This is a genomic window from Nitrospiria bacterium (genome assembly GCA_035498035.1).
Taxonomy (GTDB): Bacteria; Nitrospirota; Nitrospiria; order JACQBZ01; family JACQBZ01; genus JACQBZ01.
On sequence record DATKAN010000018.1, the window covers coordinates 1 to 16,331 of the forward strand.

General features: G+C 59.3%; 17 protein-coding genes and 1 tRNA gene. 8 read left to right on the forward strand and 10 right to left on the reverse strand.

The annotated features are described in order from the left end of the window. A partial coding sequence (locus tag VMN77_03005) for a methylmalonyl-CoA mutase family protein (protein HTN42747.1) occupies window positions 1-725 on the reverse strand: 725 nt, incomplete at its 3' end. Next, window positions 722-1,933 carry a thiolase family protein gene (locus VMN77_03010; protein ID HTN42748.1) on the reverse strand — a complete coding sequence of 404 codons (1,212 nt, stop codon included), beginning with the start codon at window positions 1,931-1,933 and terminating at the stop codon, window positions 722-724. The genes VMN77_03010 and VMN77_03005, both read right to left, overlap by 4 nt. Window positions 1,934-2,067: 134 nt before the next feature. Between VMN77_03010 and pdhA the strand changes: the two genes are divergently transcribed. The 6 genes from pdhA to VMN77_03040 all read left to right on the forward strand — a co-directional run bounded on the left by pdhA (window position 2,068) and on the right by VMN77_03040 (window position 6,524). Further along, window positions 2,068-3,165 carry a pyruvate dehydrogenase (acetyl-transferring) E1 component subunit alpha gene (gene pdhA / locus VMN77_03015; protein HTN42749.1) on the forward strand — a complete coding sequence of 366 codons (1,098 nt, stop codon included), beginning with the start codon at window positions 2,068-2,070 and terminating at the stop codon, window positions 3,163-3,165. Further along, entirely contained in the window at window positions 3,166-4,143 is a 978-nt protein-coding gene (locus VMN77_03020; protein HTN42750.1) for an alpha-ketoacid dehydrogenase subunit beta, read from the forward strand. A 1-nt stretch (window position 4,144) separates the two neighbouring features. Continuing rightward, window positions 4,145-5,395: a dihydrolipoamide acetyltransferase family protein gene (locus VMN77_03025; protein HTN42751.1), complete on the forward strand. Its 1,251-nt coding sequence runs from the start codon at window positions 4,145-4,147 to the stop codon at window positions 5,393-5,395. A gap of 29 nt (window positions 5,396-5,424) precedes the next feature. After that, complete coding sequence (locus VMN77_03030; GenBank protein ID HTN42752.1) at window positions 5,425-6,045, forward strand: OmpW family outer membrane protein; 621 nt, start codon at window positions 5,425-5,427, stop codon at window positions 6,043-6,045. A 158-nt stretch (window positions 6,046-6,203) separates the two neighbouring features. Next, window positions 6,204-6,431 (forward strand): GIY-YIG nuclease family protein, encoded by a 228-nt coding sequence (locus tag VMN77_03035; protein ID HTN42753.1) that lies wholly within the window; start codon window positions 6,204-6,206, stop codon window positions 6,429-6,431. A gap of 17 nt (window positions 6,432-6,448) precedes the next feature. Beyond that, a tRNA-Asn gene (locus tag VMN77_03040) sits at window positions 6,449-6,524 on the forward strand. Window positions 6,525-6,773: 249 nt separating this feature from the next. Here VMN77_03040 and VMN77_03045 read toward each other — a convergent pair. The 5 genes from VMN77_03045 to VMN77_03065 all read right to left on the reverse strand — a co-directional run bounded on the left by VMN77_03045 (window position 6,774) and on the right by VMN77_03065 (window position 11,002). Next, complete coding sequence (locus VMN77_03045; protein HTN42754.1) at window positions 6,774-7,097, reverse strand: carboxymuconolactone decarboxylase family protein; 324 nt, start codon at window positions 7,095-7,097, stop codon at window positions 6,774-6,776. A gap of 68 nt (window positions 7,098-7,165) precedes the next feature. Then, a complete protein-coding gene (locus tag VMN77_03050) occupies window positions 7,166-8,290 on the reverse strand; it encodes a low temperature requirement protein A (GenBank protein HTN42755.1) in 1,125 nt (374 codons plus the stop codon). 165 nt (window positions 8,291-8,455) lie between these two features. After that, window positions 8,456-9,286: an SDR family oxidoreductase gene (locus tag VMN77_03055; protein HTN42756.1), complete on the reverse strand. Its 831-nt coding sequence runs from the start codon at window positions 9,284-9,286 to the stop codon at window positions 8,456-8,458. 297 nt (window positions 9,287-9,583) lie between these two features. Beyond that, the gene (locus VMN77_03060; GenBank protein ID HTN42757.1) at window positions 9,584-9,967 is read right to left on the reverse strand and encodes a DUF2255 family protein; all 384 of its coding nucleotides are present in this window, start codon (window positions 9,965-9,967) and stop codon (window positions 9,584-9,586) included. Between the two features lie 18 nt (window positions 9,968-9,985). Beyond that, window positions 9,986-11,002 carry a zinc-dependent alcohol dehydrogenase family protein gene (locus tag VMN77_03065; GenBank protein ID HTN42758.1) on the reverse strand — a complete coding sequence of 339 codons (1,017 nt, stop codon included), beginning with the start codon at window positions 11,000-11,002 and terminating at the stop codon, window positions 9,986-9,988. A gap of 178 nt (window positions 11,003-11,180) precedes the next feature. On the opposite strand from VMN77_03065, the gene VMN77_03070 reads away from it, so the two are divergent. After that, a complete protein-coding gene (locus tag VMN77_03070) occupies window positions 11,181-12,128 on the forward strand; it encodes an AraC family transcriptional regulator (protein ID HTN42759.1) in 948 nt (315 codons plus the stop codon). 87 nt (window positions 12,129-12,215) lie between these two features. Here the strand turns inward: VMN77_03070 and VMN77_03075 are convergent, their stop codons facing one another. Beyond that, the gene (locus VMN77_03075) at window positions 12,216-13,364 is read right to left on the reverse strand and encodes a hypothetical protein (protein ID HTN42760.1); all 1,149 of its coding nucleotides are present in this window, start codon (window positions 13,362-13,364) and stop codon (window positions 12,216-12,218) included. A gap of 503 nt (window positions 13,365-13,867) precedes the next feature. Between VMN77_03075 and VMN77_03080 the strand changes: the two genes are divergently transcribed. After that, window positions 13,868-15,658: a diguanylate cyclase gene (locus tag VMN77_03080; protein ID HTN42761.1), complete on the forward strand. Its 1,791-nt coding sequence runs from the start codon at window positions 13,868-13,870 to the stop codon at window positions 15,656-15,658. A gap of 9 nt (window positions 15,659-15,667) precedes the next feature. Here the strand turns inward: VMN77_03080 and VMN77_03085 are convergent, their stop codons facing one another. After that, window positions 15,668-16,003 (reverse strand): glutaredoxin domain-containing protein, encoded by a 336-nt coding sequence (locus tag VMN77_03085; protein HTN42762.1) that lies wholly within the window; start codon window positions 16,001-16,003, stop codon window positions 15,668-15,670. 19 nt (window positions 16,004-16,022) lie between these two features. Beyond that, window positions 16,023-16,265 carry a BolA family protein gene (locus tag VMN77_03090; protein ID HTN42763.1) on the reverse strand — a complete coding sequence of 81 codons (243 nt, stop codon included), beginning with the start codon at window positions 16,263-16,265 and terminating at the stop codon, window positions 16,023-16,025. Between the last annotated feature and the right edge of the window lie 66 nt (window positions 16,266-16,331).

Below are 16,331 nucleotides of genomic sequence, written 5' to 3' on the forward strand. Positions count from 1 at the left end.
TACGTCAGCCCGTCGTACAGCGTGAAGGCCAATTCCTGAACGGCGGTCGAGCCGGCCTCTCGGATATGGTAGCCGCTGATGCTGATCGGGTGAAACTGGGGGAGCTCCTCGGCGCAGAAACGGATCGTGTCGTTGATCAGTTTTAGTGACGGCGTCGGCGGACAGATCCATTCTTTCTGGGCGATGTATTCTTTCAGGATGTCGTTCTGAAGCGTGCCGCGCAACTTTTTTCGGGAGACGCCCTGTCCATCCCCGACGACGGCGTACATCGCGAGCAGGACGACGGCCGGGCCGTTGATCGTCATCGAAGTGCTCGCCCGGTCGAGCGGAATTCCCCGGAACAGGGTCTTCATGTCCTCCAGGCTGTCGATCGCGACCCCGCAGCGGCCCACTTCCCCCTTGGATCTGGGATGGTCCGAGTCGTACCCCATCAGCGTCGGCATGTCGAAGGCCACGGAGAGCCCCGTCGTCCCCTGGCCGAGCAGGTAGTGGTACCGCTGGTTCGTGTCCTCCGCCGTCCCGAACCCGGAGAACTGGCGCATCGTCCAGAGCCTTCGGCGGTACATCGTCGGATGAATTCCGCGAGTGTATGGAAATTTTCCCGGGAGGCCCGGATCGGTCGGGCCGCTCCGGTCCTTACGGGAGCGACGGACGGACCCGGCCGTGTAAAGCGGGTCGATTTCCAGGTTGGAGAGGTTTTTAAATTTCAAACCGCCGGGCCTCATCGCTCGACCATCATCGCGACGGCCTCGCCGCCGCCGATGCACAGCGAGGCGATGCCGCGGCGCCTGTCCAGGTCGTTCATCAAATAGAGCAGCGTCGTGAGGATGCGCGCGCCGCTGGCCCCGATGGGGTGGCCCAGTGCGATCGCGCCCCCGCGGAGGTTCACCTTTTCCTCGGGAAGCTTCAGGTTCCGGATCACGGCCAGCGCCGTGGCCGCAAAGGCCTCGTGGATTTCGAAGAGGTCGACCCGACGGATCGGGATCCGGGTCCGGTCGAGCAAGGTCCGGATCGCCTTAACCGGCGCGATCGAAAACCATTCGGGCGCGGTGGAGGCCTCCGCCGATCCGACGATTGTCGCGAGCGGTTTGAGATTCAATTGCCGGGCCTTTCGCGCCGACATCACGACGACGGCCGCCGCGCCGTCGCTCAGGGAGGAGGCGTTCCCGGCCGTGACCGTGCCGTCATCCTGGAACGCGGGCGGTAGCGCGCGAAGCTTCTTGAAATCGGCCCGGTCGAGATCCTCGTCCGCCTCGACGCGGTGGGAAAAGCCGCGGCTTTGAGGGACATCGACGGGAAGGATTTCGGGCCGAAAGCGGCCTTTGTTCCTGGCCTCCAGGGCCTTGGTGTAGCTCGCGACCGCGAAGTCGTCCTGTTGCCGTCGGGTGATCCGGAATTTCCGGGCGCACAACTCGGCCCCTTCGCCCATGTGAAAGTCGTTATAGACATCCCAGAGGCCGTCATGGATCATGCTGTCGATCAGGACGTCATGACCGGATCGGTATCCACGCCGGGCCTTGGGGAGCAGGTAGGGAGCGTGGCTCATGCTTTCCATCCCGCCCGCCACGATTACCTCGGCCTCGCCGCAGGCGATCGCCTGGGCGGCCAGCATGACAGCCTTGAGCCCGGAACCGCAGACCTTGTTGATCGTGAGACAGCCGACCGCCTCCGGAAGCCCGGCGCCCAGGGCCGCCTGGCGGGCGGGCGCCTGACCGACGCCGGCCGAGAGGACGTTGCCCAGGATGACGCGTTCGACGGAATCGGGGTTCAACGAGATTCGACGGAGCGCCTCGGCGATGACGAGGCTTCCGAGTCGCGGGGCCGAAAGGGAGCCGAGCGCGCCGTTCAGCAGTCCGATCGGCGTGCGGACGGCGCTGACGATCACCGCCGGGCGGAACGGAAGAACGGTATGACTGCGTGAACCGCGGGCCATTTGCGCCCTCACCGATGGGAAAATTCAAGAACAATCTTTTTTAATTATAACACACAAGGCTCTTGAGTTGAAAACGGGATGTGTTATAATAAACGGGAATTGTTTCCTCCGTCATTCAATTGGAGCCGGTCGAGATGCCCCGGAAGCGGATCCAGCAGTTCAACGTGGAGTGGCTTCAGATCCTGGATGAAGAAGGACAATCCGACAGCGCACTCCTGCCCTCATTAAGCCCCAAGGAAATTCAATCTCTCTACGAATGGATGATCCTGTCCCGCGTCTTCGATGAGAAGGCCCTGGCCCTCCAGCGCGAGGGCCGCCTCGGGACCTACGCGCCGGTGCGGGGCCAGGAGGCGACCCAGGTGGGGAGCGCCTACGCCCTCGGTCCGGCCGACTGGGTCTTTCCGGCCTTCCGCGAGATGGGCGTCGCCATCGTCCGGGGAATCCCGATGCGGATGCTGTTTCAGTACTGGTCCGGCGACGAGCGCGGGAGCGCGGTCCCGATCCATCAGCATTATTTTCCGACCTCGATTCCGGTCGGCACCCATCTCCCTCACGCCGTCGGCGCGGCCTGGGCCGCGCGCTACCGCAAGGACCCGGTGGTCGTCGCGGTCTACTTCGGGGACGGCGCAACCTCCAAGGGCGATTTTCACGAGGCGATGAACATGGCTGGCGTCTTTCGCCTGCCGGCGGTTTTCATCTGCCAGAACAACCAATGGGCCATCTCGGTTCCGGTTCTGCGTCAGACCGCAACCCCGACGCTGGCCCAGAAGGCGATCGCCTACGGGTTTGAGGGGATTCAGGTGGACGGCAACGATATTTTTGCCGTTTATAAATCCGCGAAGGAGGCGGTGGATCGGGCGCGGTCCGGGGGCGGGCCCACCTTCATCGAATGCCTGACCTATCGGATGGGCGACCACACGACGGCGGACGACGCCTCGCGCTACCGGACGGAGGAAATGGTCAAACCCTGGCTCGGGAAGGACCCGATCGAGCGTCTGCGGAAATTTATGGAGAGGCAAACCCTCTGGACGTCCTCTTACGGAGAGCAGGTCCGGACCGAGTCCGAACGCCGTGTCGCCGAGGCGGTTCGGGAATTCGAGGAGCAGCTTCCTCAAGACCCGTCCGATATGTTCCGGTATACCTATTATGAAACGACCCCGCCGCTGAAAGAGCAGATGGACGGGCTCCTGAATTTTATCAAGGATCGCGAATCAAAAGAAGGCCAACGTTAGGTGGCGCGTCTCAATATCGTTCAGGCGGTGAATCAAGGACTCCTTCAGGAGATGGAGCGCAACCCGTCCGTGGTGCTCCTGGGCGAGGACATCGCCCGCGACGGGGGCGTGTTCCGCGTGACGGAAGGCCTTCTGGATCGGTTCGGGGAGGAACGCGTGGTCGACACCCCGTTGTCCGAATCGGGAATCGTCGGGATGTCGATCGGAATGGCCGCCTACGGCCTCGTCCCGGTGGCCGAGGTTCAGTTCATGGGCTTTCTGTACGGCGCCATGGAGCAATTGATATCCCATGCCTCCCGGATCCGGACCCGGTCCCGCGGTCGCTATCACTGCCCGATGGTGGTCCGAACCCCCTACGGGGCCGGGATCCATGCCCCGGAGCACCATTCCGAAAGCACCGAGGCGATGTTGGTCCACACGCCCGGGTTGAAGGTCGTCGTGCCCGCAAGCCCCTCGGAAGCCAAGGGCCTTTTGATCTCGGCGATCCGCGATCCCGATCCCGTCATCTTTCTGGAGCCGGCCAAGATCTATCGGGCCATCAAGGAAGAGGTTCCGGAGGAAGATTACGCCATTCCGTTGGGACAGGCCCGGAGGGTCCGGGATGGGGGGGATCTGACCCTGGTCTGCTGGGGTGCGATGGTTCATACGACGCTCGCGGCCGCCGAGGACGCGGCGACGGAGGGGATCTCGGCCGAGGTCCTCGATCTCAGGACCCTGTCTCCGATGGATACCGAGGCGATCCTGGCCTCCGTGCGAAAAACGGGACGGGTCGTGGTGGTCCACGAGGCCCCGCGAACCGGGGGACTGGGGGGCGAGGTCGCGGCCGTGATCGCGGAACGGGCGCTGGACCATCTCAAGGCTCCCATCGACCGCGTGACCGGATTTGACACCGTCGTGCCGCTCCCCAAGACGGAAAATGACTACCTTCCGAACAAGGAGCGGGTGCTCAAAGCCATTCATCACGTCATGGAATTTTAATATGCCCAAAGAGTTTCGTTTCCCGGATGTGGGCGAAGGCATCGCCGAGGGCGAGTTGATCCGCTGGCTGGTCAAGGAAGGCGACACCGTCGCGGAGCATCAGCCGCTCGTGGAAATCGAAACCGACAAGGCCGTGGTGACCCTTCCCACGCCCTATGCCGGGACGGTCTTGAAGCTTCAGGGAAAACCCGGCGAGATCATTCCGGTCGGGACGGTCCTGTCCGTGATCGACGAGTCGGGTGCAAAGCCCGCGGCCGCCGCACCTTCCCCCCGGCGCGACAAAGGCTCGGTCGTGGGCCAACTGGAGGAGGCGCCGGAAGAAGAGACGCGTACCGCGCCGGAAATGAAACCCCCCGTCCCACGACCCGGGAGCGCCCCTTCAACCCCCCCGGCGATGCCGGCCGTTCGCGCGCGGGCAAAAGAGTTGGGGGTCGATTTGTCCCGCGTCAAAGGGACGGGACCGGGCGGGCGGGTCACGATGGAGGATCTGGATCGGGCAGTGGGACCGGCGGCCGCTCCGGCGGAAGCGCCCGCCGTGACGGCGGCGGGTCCGGTGGAGGAAATCCCGCTGCGGGGCATCCGCCGGGCCAGCGCGCGGCATGTGGCCGAGTCGGCCTCGCGCGTGGCGGCCGTTTCGATCTTCGATGACGCCGATGTCACGCAACTGGAGGAGGTGCGCCAAAAGGAACGGAAGGTGGCGGAGGCCCGGGGCTTCAAGCTGACCTATCTTCCGTTCATCATCAAGGCGACGATCGCGGGCTTGAAGGAGTTTCCCTACCTGAACGCCAGCCTGGACGACGCACGGGACGTGATCCTTCTCAAAAAATATTTCCATATGGGGATCGCGATCGACACTCCCGACGGCTTGATGGTGTACGTGATCCAGGACGCCGACCGGAAGAGCATACTGGAACTGGCCGAACAGATGCATCAACTGGGCGAGAAGGCGGCGCAGCGGAAGATCGAGCTCACCGAGCTCAAGGGCAGTACGATGACCATCACGAATTTCGGCGTGATCGGCGGGAACTACGGGACGCCGATCATCAATTATCCGGAGGTGGCGATCCTGGGCCTCGGCAAGATCACGGACCGGCCGGTGGCGAGAAACGGGCAGGTGGTCGTTCGGCGGATCCTCCCGCTTTCGCTGACCTTCGATCACCGGGTGATCCACGGCGCCGAGGCCGCGCGGTTCCTGAACAGCGTCATCGGCCGTCTCGAAGACCCCGACCGGATGCTGATTGAAGGCAAGTAGGGGCGCCGACTTAATCAAGGAGAACGGACATGAAGGGAATATTCGGCCTTGTGGCGGTCTTAATATTTGGATCGGCGGTTCCGGCCAACGCGCTGATCGGGCCGGAGACCAGTTTGGGGGTACGGCTGGGGACTGGTTTCTACCAGAGCGACACTGTGTTCGATAACAGTACGGACATTAAAAACCCTACCGTCGTCGGCGTAATGGCCGGGATACGTCAAGGCCGCCTCGGCGCCGAGCTAAGTGTGGATTGGATTTCGATGAATCTGGAGACGAATATTAAGGTGGCCGAAGTTACAATGACCCCCATTCTGCTCACATTGCAATTTCATCCTGTAGAAGAAGACGCGACCATCGATCCATATCTCGGATTGGGGGTGGGGTATTATATCAATTCGGCCAGCGCCAGTTCAGAGGGCAAGTCTTCGTTGGGGATCTCCAAGGTCGAGATGGATAATTCGGTCGGTTTCCATCTGGGTGTCGGAGCTAACATGAAAGTTTCTTCGGCGCTCGCCTTTGTAATCGATGCGCGCTATGCTTTCACAAACGCCGACCTGACGATCAAAGGTGGCGGCTTATCGAATACAGATACGCTCGCCGTAAATGGGGTAGTCGTAACGGCCGGACTTAAGTACCTATTTCCAAAGTAGCCAGGGGATTCCTTCATCGGCACGCCCAACCTTGACTTCCCGTCGTTATCCGAATACAATATTCGACACTAAGCCGGATTTTTCTCATAAACGAATAACCCAACCTATTCCCCGGTAGCTCTTCGCCATAGGCGGATGGCGGAGCGAGCATCTTGAAATTGTACTGGGTCTATATCAGTCGCAGTCGTTCATGCGGGCGGACTTATTTTGGTCAAACTGAGGATTTAGAGCGGCGGTTGTCGAAGCATAATGATCCACAGAACAAGCTTTCGCGGTATACCAAACGATTTAAAGGCCCGTGGGACGTCGTTTACACCGAACAATATCAAACGAGAAGCGAGGCCATAAAAAGAGAACGATTGCTAAAGACAGGTAAGGGCAGATAGTTTCTGAAGACTATTATTCCCCGGTAGCTCAATTGGCGGAGCGAGCGGCTGTTAACCGCTAGGTCGCAGGTTCGATCCCTGCCCGGGGAGCCAGAAATAAAAAGGGCCGGTCCACGGCCCTTTTTATTTCTCCCCATTTACCATTTACGATTTACGGATTTCTCCTCCGGCCCTTTTTATTCGGTGAATCGTAGATAGTAGATCGTCAATCAGGCTGCTGGAGATTGACGCCGGAACATCATCCGATGAGTGTACAAAATGTTCTCGGACCCGGTTCTCCCTCCGAAGGCGAGTCGAGCAAGGCTTGTGGTTGGAAAATGCCACCGGCTTGCCAGTGGGTATTTATTGCTGATCGATTACATTTTTCAGGTGCCCGAAGCCCGAGGCCGCTGCAGGCCAGCCGGCGTAAAACGCAATATGCGTAATCGCGGCCACGAGTTCTTCCTTCGTGAGGCCATTTTCGAAAGCCTTTTTAAGATGAAAATCGACCTGCTCGATGCGATTCAGCGCCACTAAGCACGTGACCGTAATTAAGCTTTTATCGCGCGGCGAGAGTCCGGGACGTTTCCAGATATCGCCAAAAAGAAAGTCTTGTGTCAGTTTCGCAAATTCCGGTGCGATCGCCTTTAAGTCGTCCGTCGCTTTTTGCTCGCTTGGGTTGGTCATCGGCATCTCCTTTCTTAGTTGTTGAACGAAATGATTCCTTGGCTGAAGCGGATTCAAATCCGGAAAAACTATCGGGCAAGAGTCGCGAGGGTCGAGACACCCGCACCGACAAGAATCAACGCGGCATAGGGCGGAACCGCCAGCGTGGCGAGGCCGACAAGCAGCAGGGCGCCCCCGTCGATCAGATGCAGTTGCGACCGAACCTTAGGCACCGCCCACAGATACCACCCTTGGGCGGCCAGGAAGAGAATCGGTCCCCCGCCCAGCAGGAGGCTCAACGCGTACGAGGTGTGTCCATGCGGGCGGGCGATCACCTCTTCGTTCGCGACCGCCATGGCGATGAGTCCCGCGACCATGACCATCAGCGCGTTTATTGCGTGGCGACTGGCGCGAACGGGGTCGGTCGTCTTCTCCAAATGCCGAAGGATGAGCCGATGGGAACGCCCGAAACTCAGCGCCCACAGGGCGACAGTTCCGGCGAGCGCGAACGTGCCCGTGGCCAGGGTCATCACCGTTATGGAAGCTTCGGCGATGGCCATTCCCGTGGCAAACACCGTTTCCCCGAGCGCAATGAGCAGGAACAGGCGACAGCGTTCCAGCATATGATCCGCGTCGAACTCGATGTGTTCGGATCGCAGCCGTCGGCCGGGGATGGGATGCGCCAGCCACCGTCCGATCTGATCGATCCCGGCGGCCAGCGCCCACCACAGCACGCGGGGTTGCGGGTTCACCGCCGCGCCCGCGATCCACAAGGGGGTCGTGGCGATCAACCAGAGAAGCACCCGGAAGAAGTGGTCCCGGAACACCGCATCGGTTGAATTGACGAACGTCCAGACGGGGCGCCCCAGTTGAATCAGCAGAAGCGGAGTGACGAACGCCCAGCTTGATGTTGTGAAGGCCTTGGTCACCGAGGCGTTCATGAACAGGCCCACCAGCATCACCGTCAGGACCAACCCGTGGGTCCGGGATTGATCGGCCCGGATCATGGTGGCCGACCAGCTTGTAGAAAACCATACCGCGAAGATGGCCACCAGCATTACCAGCGTCTCGGCCGCGCCACGCCATGATAGGTGGGTCAGGAGATGATGCGAGAGCTGTGATACCCCGAACACGAACACGAGGTCGAAGAACAGCTCCAATGGAGTGACCTCATATTTCTGTTCCGGGATGGGGGGAGCGGTGGGGACCATCATGTTTCCTCACTTGTTTCGAGTGAAAATCCTTTCGCAATTCATAAGCGGCCTCCCGGCCCGCGCAAAGATCGTTCCGAGCTTGCCGCCCATCAACCCCGAACCCAGAATGCCAATTCGCATGCTGCTACTCCATCAAATTACATTGCTTGTCTGCCGCTTGGCTGCTCATTTAGAACGAGCAAGCTCCCCGAAGAAGTACGAAGAGGTGACTCCGCCATCCATCAGAATGTCACTTCCTGTAATGAAGGTGCCTTCCGGTCCCATGAGAAGGGCTGCGACATTTGCAACCTCATCAGAAGTTCCAGCTCTCCCCACGGGACAAAGTTCAATCATCCGGCGATAGCCTTCTCCGCGAGGACCTATCAGCTCATCGTTGGCGAGCGGGGTGATAATGATACCAGGACTAATCGTGTTGAGCCGCGCACCTCGCTTACCCCATCTAACGGCTTCGGCCATCACCCGCAAAGCATTTCCGCGTTTCGAGAGTTGATAGGCGTGCAAAGTATCCTTCACTTGATCGGGCTTCAGCATCGGAAGCGACAACAACTGATCGGCAGGGGTCAATGCGAGAAGCTTGTTTTGTTCATCGGTGAGAGCGCCTAAGCGATGACCGGACTGCGATGCAATCACAACGCCCGAACCTCCGCGTGCGATGATGTTTCCAAATACTTCGAGCACGAGGGCTGTGCCATACAGATCCACTTTCAAAATCGCAGCGATTGGAGCTTGCGAGGGTGAGACTCCGGCTGCGTGAATGACGTGCGTCACGTCACCGAGGCTTGCGGCCTTTTTAGCGAGACTCTCAACCTGTTCGCGCGAGGAAACATCGACCGTCGCAGTCGAAACTGCAAAGCCTCCGTCACTCAAGACTTTAGCTGCTGAACCCGCATTCTCTTGCCGTAAATCACCAAGGAGAATGTGTTTGCCGGCGCTCACCCTGCGTGCGATTGCGACTCCGATTGATCCGGATCCAATTAATACTGTGACACTTCCCATAACGACCTCCGAATTAAATGCTATTAGACCCAGCGCTTGCAAGGGCAGCGCCGGAAACGGCACCATGTGACGCGCCGATGAACCTACGGCGCTCCACATCAAGGACTTCATTTCTCATGGCCTGCTCCTTTCGTTCAAGGTAAGAAAAATCATCACGGGCATTCGATCTGTCTTGTTCGAGGTCGAGAACGTCATAGGTCATAGTCAACTCCCGTCGTTCGAATGTGAATTGATCTCCCGGAGTTCATCTGGAGTGAACTCGACGGCCATTGCGCCGAGATTCTCTTCGAGACAGTATCATGAATTGGTCTTGCGCGGGATAATCTTCACAGTCGCGGAGCGGGCACGTGCGCCGATCATCGGGCTGAGGTACGAACTGCCCTTGTACTTCGCCCGGTAGGCGTCGTCGACGCGGTCGTTGATCGCCCCTTCGACCGGCTCGAAGGCGACCTCCTTCGTCACGCCCGCGGCGGTGATCCGCCCCGCTTTCTGCCGCACCGCGGCCTGGTACCAACGAGACTTCTGTCCGTTGTACGCACGCACATAGAGGGCGTCGCCGACCGCGACGGACCAGATCCAGGTCGGCGTGCCGTACGTCACCCCGTCCTCGCGGAACGGTGCGATGTGCAGGTCATCGCCCTCGGCGATCTTGCGCAGTTCGTCTTTCGACCATGTGGCCATTTGTGGGTCTTCCTTGATTTACGGGCGCAGCAGCGTCTTGATCGCGCGGCGCTCGTCCATCGCGCGGTAGCCCTCCGCCACCTGGTCGAGAGGCAAAGTGAGGTCGAAAACCTTGCCGGGGTTGATCCTCCCGTTCCACACCAGGTCGATCAGCTCGGGGAGGAAGCGTCGCACCGGCGCGGGGCCGCCGTGGAGGTGCACGTGGGCGAAGAACAGCTCCTCGCCATTCAGCTCGACCCCGTGCGGGACGCCGACATAGCCGACATGCCCGCCCTTACGGGTGGAGCGGATCGCCTGCATCATCGATTCCTGCGTGCCGACGCACTCCAGCACCGCGTCGGAACCGAGGCCTTTGGTCAAATCCTTGATACGGGCCACACCCTCGTCGCCGCGCTCGGTCACGATATCGGTCGCGCCGAACTCGCGGGCGAGCTTCTGCCGCGACTCATTACGGCTCATCGCGATGATCCGCCCGGCGCCCATCTGCCTGGCGGAGAGCACGCCGAGGAGGCCGACCGCGCCGTCACCGACGACCGCGACCGTCTTGCCCGGCTTCACGTCGGCCGCGACCGCGGCGAACCAGCCGGTGCCCATGACGTCGGAGAGCGTCAGCAGGCTCGGGATCAGATCATCCGAGGGAACCTCCGGGGTGGCCACCAGGGTGCCGTCCGCGAGCGGAACGCGCAGAAATGGTGCCTGCGCGCTGCCGACCAATTCGCGGTGTTGGCAGGACGACTGGTATCCGATCTGACAGGTGGGACAGGTGTTGTCGGAGGCGAAGAACGAACCGATGACGAACTGGCCGCGTTTTACCTTGGTGACCGCGCGGCCGACCTCCTCGACGATCCCGCAGTACTCGTGTCCGAAGGGGGTCGGCTGAGTGACCGGACTGATGCCGCGGTAGGGCCACAGGTCGGACCCGCAGACACAGGTGGCCGATATTCTGATGACGGCATCCGTCGGTTTGATGATTTTCGGGTCAGCGCGTTCCTCGAAACGCACGTCATGCGGACCATACAGAACAGTACCTTTCATGGCTTATCTCCTTTCCTTATACCGCTTTATTGATGACCATATCGTACTCCTATAAAAACAATGGCAGGTAGACCAATCCTGCTCATTTCTTGCCTAATCCTCCGAGGGCCCGGAAAAATGGTTGTGTAACCCTGCGTCGTTTGGTAGGATCGGTGCAGCTCAAAAAAAGGAGAAATCGATGCAAAAAGAAGAGGTCAAGCCCTTGATGGAAAACAACAGCATGGAGACTGCGCTGGATGCGTTAGGAAGGAGCATTGCCCGATTTTCCAGTAAAAACGACCCCCGGACGGAGACCGCCGTCCCCGGCTTGTCGCTTTATCGCAGAGAAGAACCGAGCGAACCGACGAGCGCAATGTACGATCCCTGCATATGCATGGCGGCTCAGGGGGCCAAGCGCGCGGTCCTCGGAAATGATGCCTATGTGTATGACGCGCAACATTATCTAATCACGTCAATCAATCTGCCCACGGTAGTTCAGATCCTGCAAGCCAGTCCGGAGAAGCCCTACCTTGGAATGGTATTGAAACTCGATCTGCGCAAACTGGCGGAGTTGATGGTGGACAGCACCCTTCCTCGGGCCGAGACGCAGAGGTCGAGCCGGGCCATGGCCATCGGCAAGGTCACGCTGCCGCTGCTTACCGCTTTTCAACGGTTGATTGGCTTGCTGGACGAGCCCAAGGATATTCCGATTCTTTCGCCGATCATCCAGCGTGAAATTTTTTACCGTTTACTGGTGGGTGATCAAGGCGCGCGTCTGCGCCAGATGGCGTCGAGGGGAAGTCAGAGTCATCAAATCGCGCGGGCCATCAATTGGTTGAAGGGTAACTTCACAAAGCCGTTGCGCATCGATGACCTCTCCACGCAAGTCAATATGAGTCCATCGACCTTCCACCATCACTTCCGAGCGGTGACGGCCATGAGCCCGCTGCAGTACCAAAAATGGTTGCGTTTGAACGAGGCGCGGCGGTTGATGCTCACGGAGCGCCAAGATGCGGCAACCGCGGGGTTCCAGGTCGGCTACGAAAGCCCTTCGCAGTTCAGCCGTGAATACAACCGATTATTTGGGGCACCCCCTTTAAGAGACATCACAAACTTGCGGCAACTGTCGGCCGGTGAGAGGGGGTAGTGGGTGAAGCGTAAATAGTAAATCGAAAATAGCGCTGCTGGAAATCGACGCCGGAGCATCATGCGTTTTGCGGCGCGGCTTCGAGTTTCAGAAACTGTATCCCATCTTCAGATAAACCCCATAATTCGAATTTTTCCCCACGGCGTATTCCAGGTTTAAAACGATGCCCTCTTTCTGCTTGACGACGTATTGGATGCCGACGCCCCCCATCGGATAGAGGTTTGTGCTCTCCGAACATTCCTTTCCATCCCCGTACAGGCATGCCACTCCGGTGAAAAATGTACTCGTCCACCTTTGCCCGAGCCGCAGCCGCTCCTCGACTTCGATCGAAGACATGTACTTGCCGAGATACTGGCCCATCTTGTAGCCGCGAAGCAGGACCGGCGCTTGCCCCGCCGCCGGCGCGTCCACGGTCCACCAATTCCACGAACGCGCGGCAAGCACATTGCCATTGCCGTGCGGGATGAAGCCTCTGAGGTCGAGCCGATAGACGTCGAAATTCTGCTCGCTGCCCAACCCTCCGCGGTAGGCAATGTTGTTGGCGTTGAGGAGCCAGCCCCGCGCGGGCATGTTCTCGTTGTCGCGCGAATCATGATAGGCGTTGACGCCCACCCCGCTCGACTTGTATCCCTTGATCCCCAGGATATCGAGCATCTGTTGGTCAAATGTCGTATTGCCGGAGATGTTGAAGTTCTGGAAGATTCCCTGCGCGCCGATGAACCAGTCACCCTGGACGCGGTAGAGGTAGCGGGTGATGAAGGAGTGAAGCTCGCCGTTGGACTGCAGCGGAACTCCGGTTCCGAGGTAATCCTTGTAATCGTTCTTGACGTAACCGTACGCGGCCCCCGCCACCAGCCGTTGACGGTCTTCGTCGAACGAGCTCCGGGTGAAGGCCGCGCCCACGATCGAGCCGGTGGACGTGTATTGAGCCATGACGCCGAACAGCGAGACCCGCGATTTCTCGTCGAAGTAATGCATGTACCCTGCGAGCCCGCCGAGCGAAAGGCCGAGCTTCGGATTGGATTGGAACACGGGGACCAGAAGCCAAGGAGATTCCTTCTCCTCTTTCGCGGCCTCCGTCCCATCCTCGACAGCGGGGCGCGGGGTTTCCGTCTGCGCAAGCGCGGGGAGCGAGGCGAGCCACCACGCGGCGAGCGCCAGTAACGCCAGCATTACGGCTGCACGTCGGCAGGCGCATTTGGCGCGCGTGGGGTCCCGCGAGATTGGACCAGTCATACCACTGCCCGCCGCCGCGTCCGCGAACGAGTTCGGAGCCCCATACAAACTTATGGGCACAGGTCGTAAGGTTTGATGTTTGATCGGCATAGAGATTCGTTGGGCGGACATGGCAACGATCGTAAGCAGAATTACGCATAACCATTGATTTTTCTTTTAACCGCGTGACATCTTAATACAAACGTGATTACATGTAAACAGGATTGCCTGCATGAATAAAATGGGTTTTCTGGGGAACACCTTGAAGATCTTGACCTTATGCCATCCGGAATGTGACTTTAAAGGTTCTCTCTATTATCCCGATTGGGGAGCCTGAAAAAAAAGGACCGTCCCACGGCCCTTTTTATTTAGTGAACCGGAAATAGGGGTTCTGGAAATTGACGCCGGAACATCATTCGATGAAAGGAATCTATAGACAAATCAGTTAAAAATGTTAAACTATATAAAACGTTGAATGATCTCCGAAGCGCGTTGACGAAGTCCTGTATCATCAGGATGCGAACGTGGCAAAACCCCCCGTCAGTTTGAATCTCGTCCGAAAACTCGTTCTGGCCTCCATTATCGTGGGTCTCCTTCCCATGATCCTGGGATTCTCCCTCAGTTATTTTTCTCAACGCAACGCCATCCGGAAAACGATGGGATCGGCCTTTCAGGTCCTGGCTCACGAGACGGGTGACAAACTGAGCCTTCTCGTCAACGACCTTATGGACAGGGCGGTCGAGCTGGCGCGATCCGATGCGTTGGTCCGGGCGGCCGGGGAGGCCGATCAAAAATACAATGGACTGGGTCCGGAAACGGTTCGCGAGCGGGTTGAATTCGCGGCCGCCCGCTGGCGCTCGTCCAAGGATTCGGCAGGGATGGACCGCCGGGCCGTGGAAATGCTCGAGGACTTTCGCCAGCGTAACCCGGCGCAGTATCATCTGCTCGTGTTGACGGATCGGGAAGGGGCCTTGGTGGCCGCATCACCGCGGGATGCGGCGACCCGGTACCTCTACCGAAAGGAGATCGAGTGGGAGGCCGCATTCGACGAAGGAAGGGGAAAGCTGTTTCTCGGAGACATCACCTGGGATCCGGCCTTGTCGGCCTACACGCTCAATGTGGCGGTCCCGGTGCGCCGCGACGGAAAAATCGCCGGCGTTCTCATTATGAATCATACCGTGGATCGCTTGTTCCGATCCGTGACCGACGTGCATATCGGGCATTCGGATCACACGATGCTGGCTTCCTCGGACGGTTCGCTCCTGTTCTGCCCGATTTTCCAGATCAAGAACCATACTCTTTCGAAAGGATTCACCCGGGCCATCTTTCGGGAAAGGGACGGATGGACCACCACGGAGATGGATGTCCATTATCCCGGGCGGGAGGCGATCAACGGCTTCGCCCCGGTGACCTTCACAATCGAAGATCTCAGCCCCAAGAGCCTCGGCGGGCAGCGCTGGTTCATCTTCACCAGCCAGAATCCCGAGGAGACCTACGCGCCCTTGCGTTCCCTGTTGGGTTGGACCGCCTTTTCGGCCGGGATCGGGTCGGTCATCCTGGTGGTCCTGGCCATTCTGGTGGTCCGAACGATCGTCCGGCCGATCACGCTTCTCCAGACCCAGGCCCGCCGGATCATCCAGGGGATCCAGGCGCTTCCGATGGAACGGCGTACGACCGCGACGCCCCATGTCCTGCCAAAGATCGATATCCACACGGGGGATGAAATCGAGGACCTGGCGGGAACCTTCTACGAAATGACCGGGGTTCTGGAGCGCACCCGGCGTTTCCTGGTCGAGACGACCCATCGTCTGGAGGAGATGGCGATCCGGGACGAATTGACGGGGCTGTACAACCGCCGGCATGTTTTGGAGGAGCTCAAGGCGGAATTCTCCCGAAGCGTGCGTTTCAGCCTCCCGCTCTCCTGCATGGAGATCGATCTGGATTATTTCAAGGAGGTGAACGATCGCTACGGTCATCAGGCGGGAGACCGCGTGTTGCGTCAGATCTCGGAGCTGTTTCAAAAAAGCTTCCGCGAGCCGGACATCCTCGCCCGGATCGGTGGGGAGGAATTTTTGGTGGTTCTGCCGCAGACCGACATGCAGGGAGCCTTGGCCAAGGCCGAGCGGATGAGGGAGCAGGTGGCGCAGCACCTGTTCCCGATCGAATACGGAAAGACGATTCGCCTGACCATCAGCATCGGGGTGGCGGCCTTTCCCGACGCACGGATCCAGATCGTCGATCACCTCGTGAAGATGGCCGACGACGCCCTCTATCAGAGCAAGCGGGACGGGCGGAATCGGGTCAGCCGGGCCTGAAACCGGCGGTCATTTCTTCTGGAAGATCCGGTCCAACAGCGGTTTGACCTCTCCCTTCCGTTCCATCTCATCCAAGATGTCGGTGTCGCCGTAGAATTCCCCGCCGATGAAAACCTTCGGCAGCGTGGGCCAGTTGGTCATCTTGGACAGGACTTCGCGCTTCGGCATGTCGTTCAAAACGTCGATCACGGTGTAGGGATGGCCGTACTTTTCAAAGAACCGGATGGTCTCCAAAGTGAAACCGCAACGGGGGGCTTCCTTGGTGCCCTTTCCGTAAATCAGGATCGGGTTTTCCTTGATCTCTTCATTGATGTTCTGTTCGATTTCCTGGTTTGGAACCGGCATTCAATTCTCCTTTGCCTGTTTAATTGGTTTCATCGGGGGTCAGCGCCTTGATCTCGACGGCATGAATCCTCCCGTCCTTCATGGGTTCGTCCAGGGCCTGATAGATCAGCCGATGGCGGTCGAGAAGCCCCTTGCCTTTAAAATGGTCGGAGACGACCCGGAGGCTGAAATGGTCCATCGTGCCGGTCCGGTCCGTCACCGAAACCACCGCATCGGGCAGTGCGGTCCGGACATAGGCGATCAATGTGTCCTGAGCGATCATCTATTATTATTTATACCAATGGTTCGCATTCTTGTGCAAGGGAATTGTATCGAGGCGCTTTGGTTT

What these genes read in the sequence shown, in the direction of transcription:
- VMN77_03010 (HTN42748.1), bottom strand. Translation starts at nt 1,933, where the DNA reads ATGGCCCGCGGTTCACGCAGTCATACCGTTCTTCCGTTCCGCCCGGCG.
- pdhA (HTN42749.1), top strand. Translation starts at nt 2,068, where the DNA reads ATGCCCCGGAAGCGGATCCAGCAGTTCAACGTGGAGTGGCTTCAGATC.
- VMN77_03025 (HTN42751.1), top strand. Translation starts at nt 4,145, where the DNA reads ATGCCCAAAGAGTTTCGTTTCCCGGATGTGGGCGAAGGCATCGCCGAG.
- VMN77_03030 (HTN42752.1), top strand. Translation starts at nt 5,425, where the DNA reads ATGAAGGGAATATTCGGCCTTGTGGCGGTCTTAATATTTGGATCGGCG.
- VMN77_03045 (HTN42754.1), bottom strand. Translation starts at nt 7,097, where the DNA reads ATGACCAACCCAAGCGAGCAAAAAGCGACGGACGACTTAAAGGCGATC.
- VMN77_03050 (HTN42755.1), bottom strand. Translation starts at nt 8,290, where the DNA reads ATGATGGTCCCCACCGCTCCCCCCATCCCGGAACAGAAATATGAGGTC.
- VMN77_03055 (HTN42756.1), bottom strand. Translation starts at nt 9,286, where the DNA reads ATGGGAAGTGTCACAGTATTAATTGGATCCGGATCAATCGGAGTCGCA.
- VMN77_03060 (HTN42757.1), bottom strand. Translation starts at nt 9,967, where the DNA reads ATGGCCACATGGTCGAAAGACGAACTGCGCAAGATCGCCGAGGGCGAT.
- VMN77_03065 (HTN42758.1), bottom strand. Translation starts at nt 11,002, where the DNA reads ATGAAAGGTACTGTTCTGTATGGTCCGCATGACGTGCGTTTCGAGGAA.
- VMN77_03070 (HTN42759.1), top strand. Translation starts at nt 11,181, where the DNA reads ATGCAAAAAGAAGAGGTCAAGCCCTTGATGGAAAACAACAGCATGGAG.
- VMN77_03075 (HTN42760.1), bottom strand. Translation starts at nt 13,364, where the DNA reads ATGACTGGTCCAATCTCGCGGGACCCCACGCGCGCCAAATGCGCCTGC.
- VMN77_03085 (HTN42762.1), bottom strand. Translation starts at nt 16,003, where the DNA reads ATGCCGGTTCCAAACCAGGAAATCGAACAGAACATCAATGAAGAGATC.
- VMN77_03090 (HTN42763.1), bottom strand. Translation starts at nt 16,265, where the DNA reads ATGATCGCTCAGGACACATTGATCGCCTATGTCCGGACCGCACTGCCC.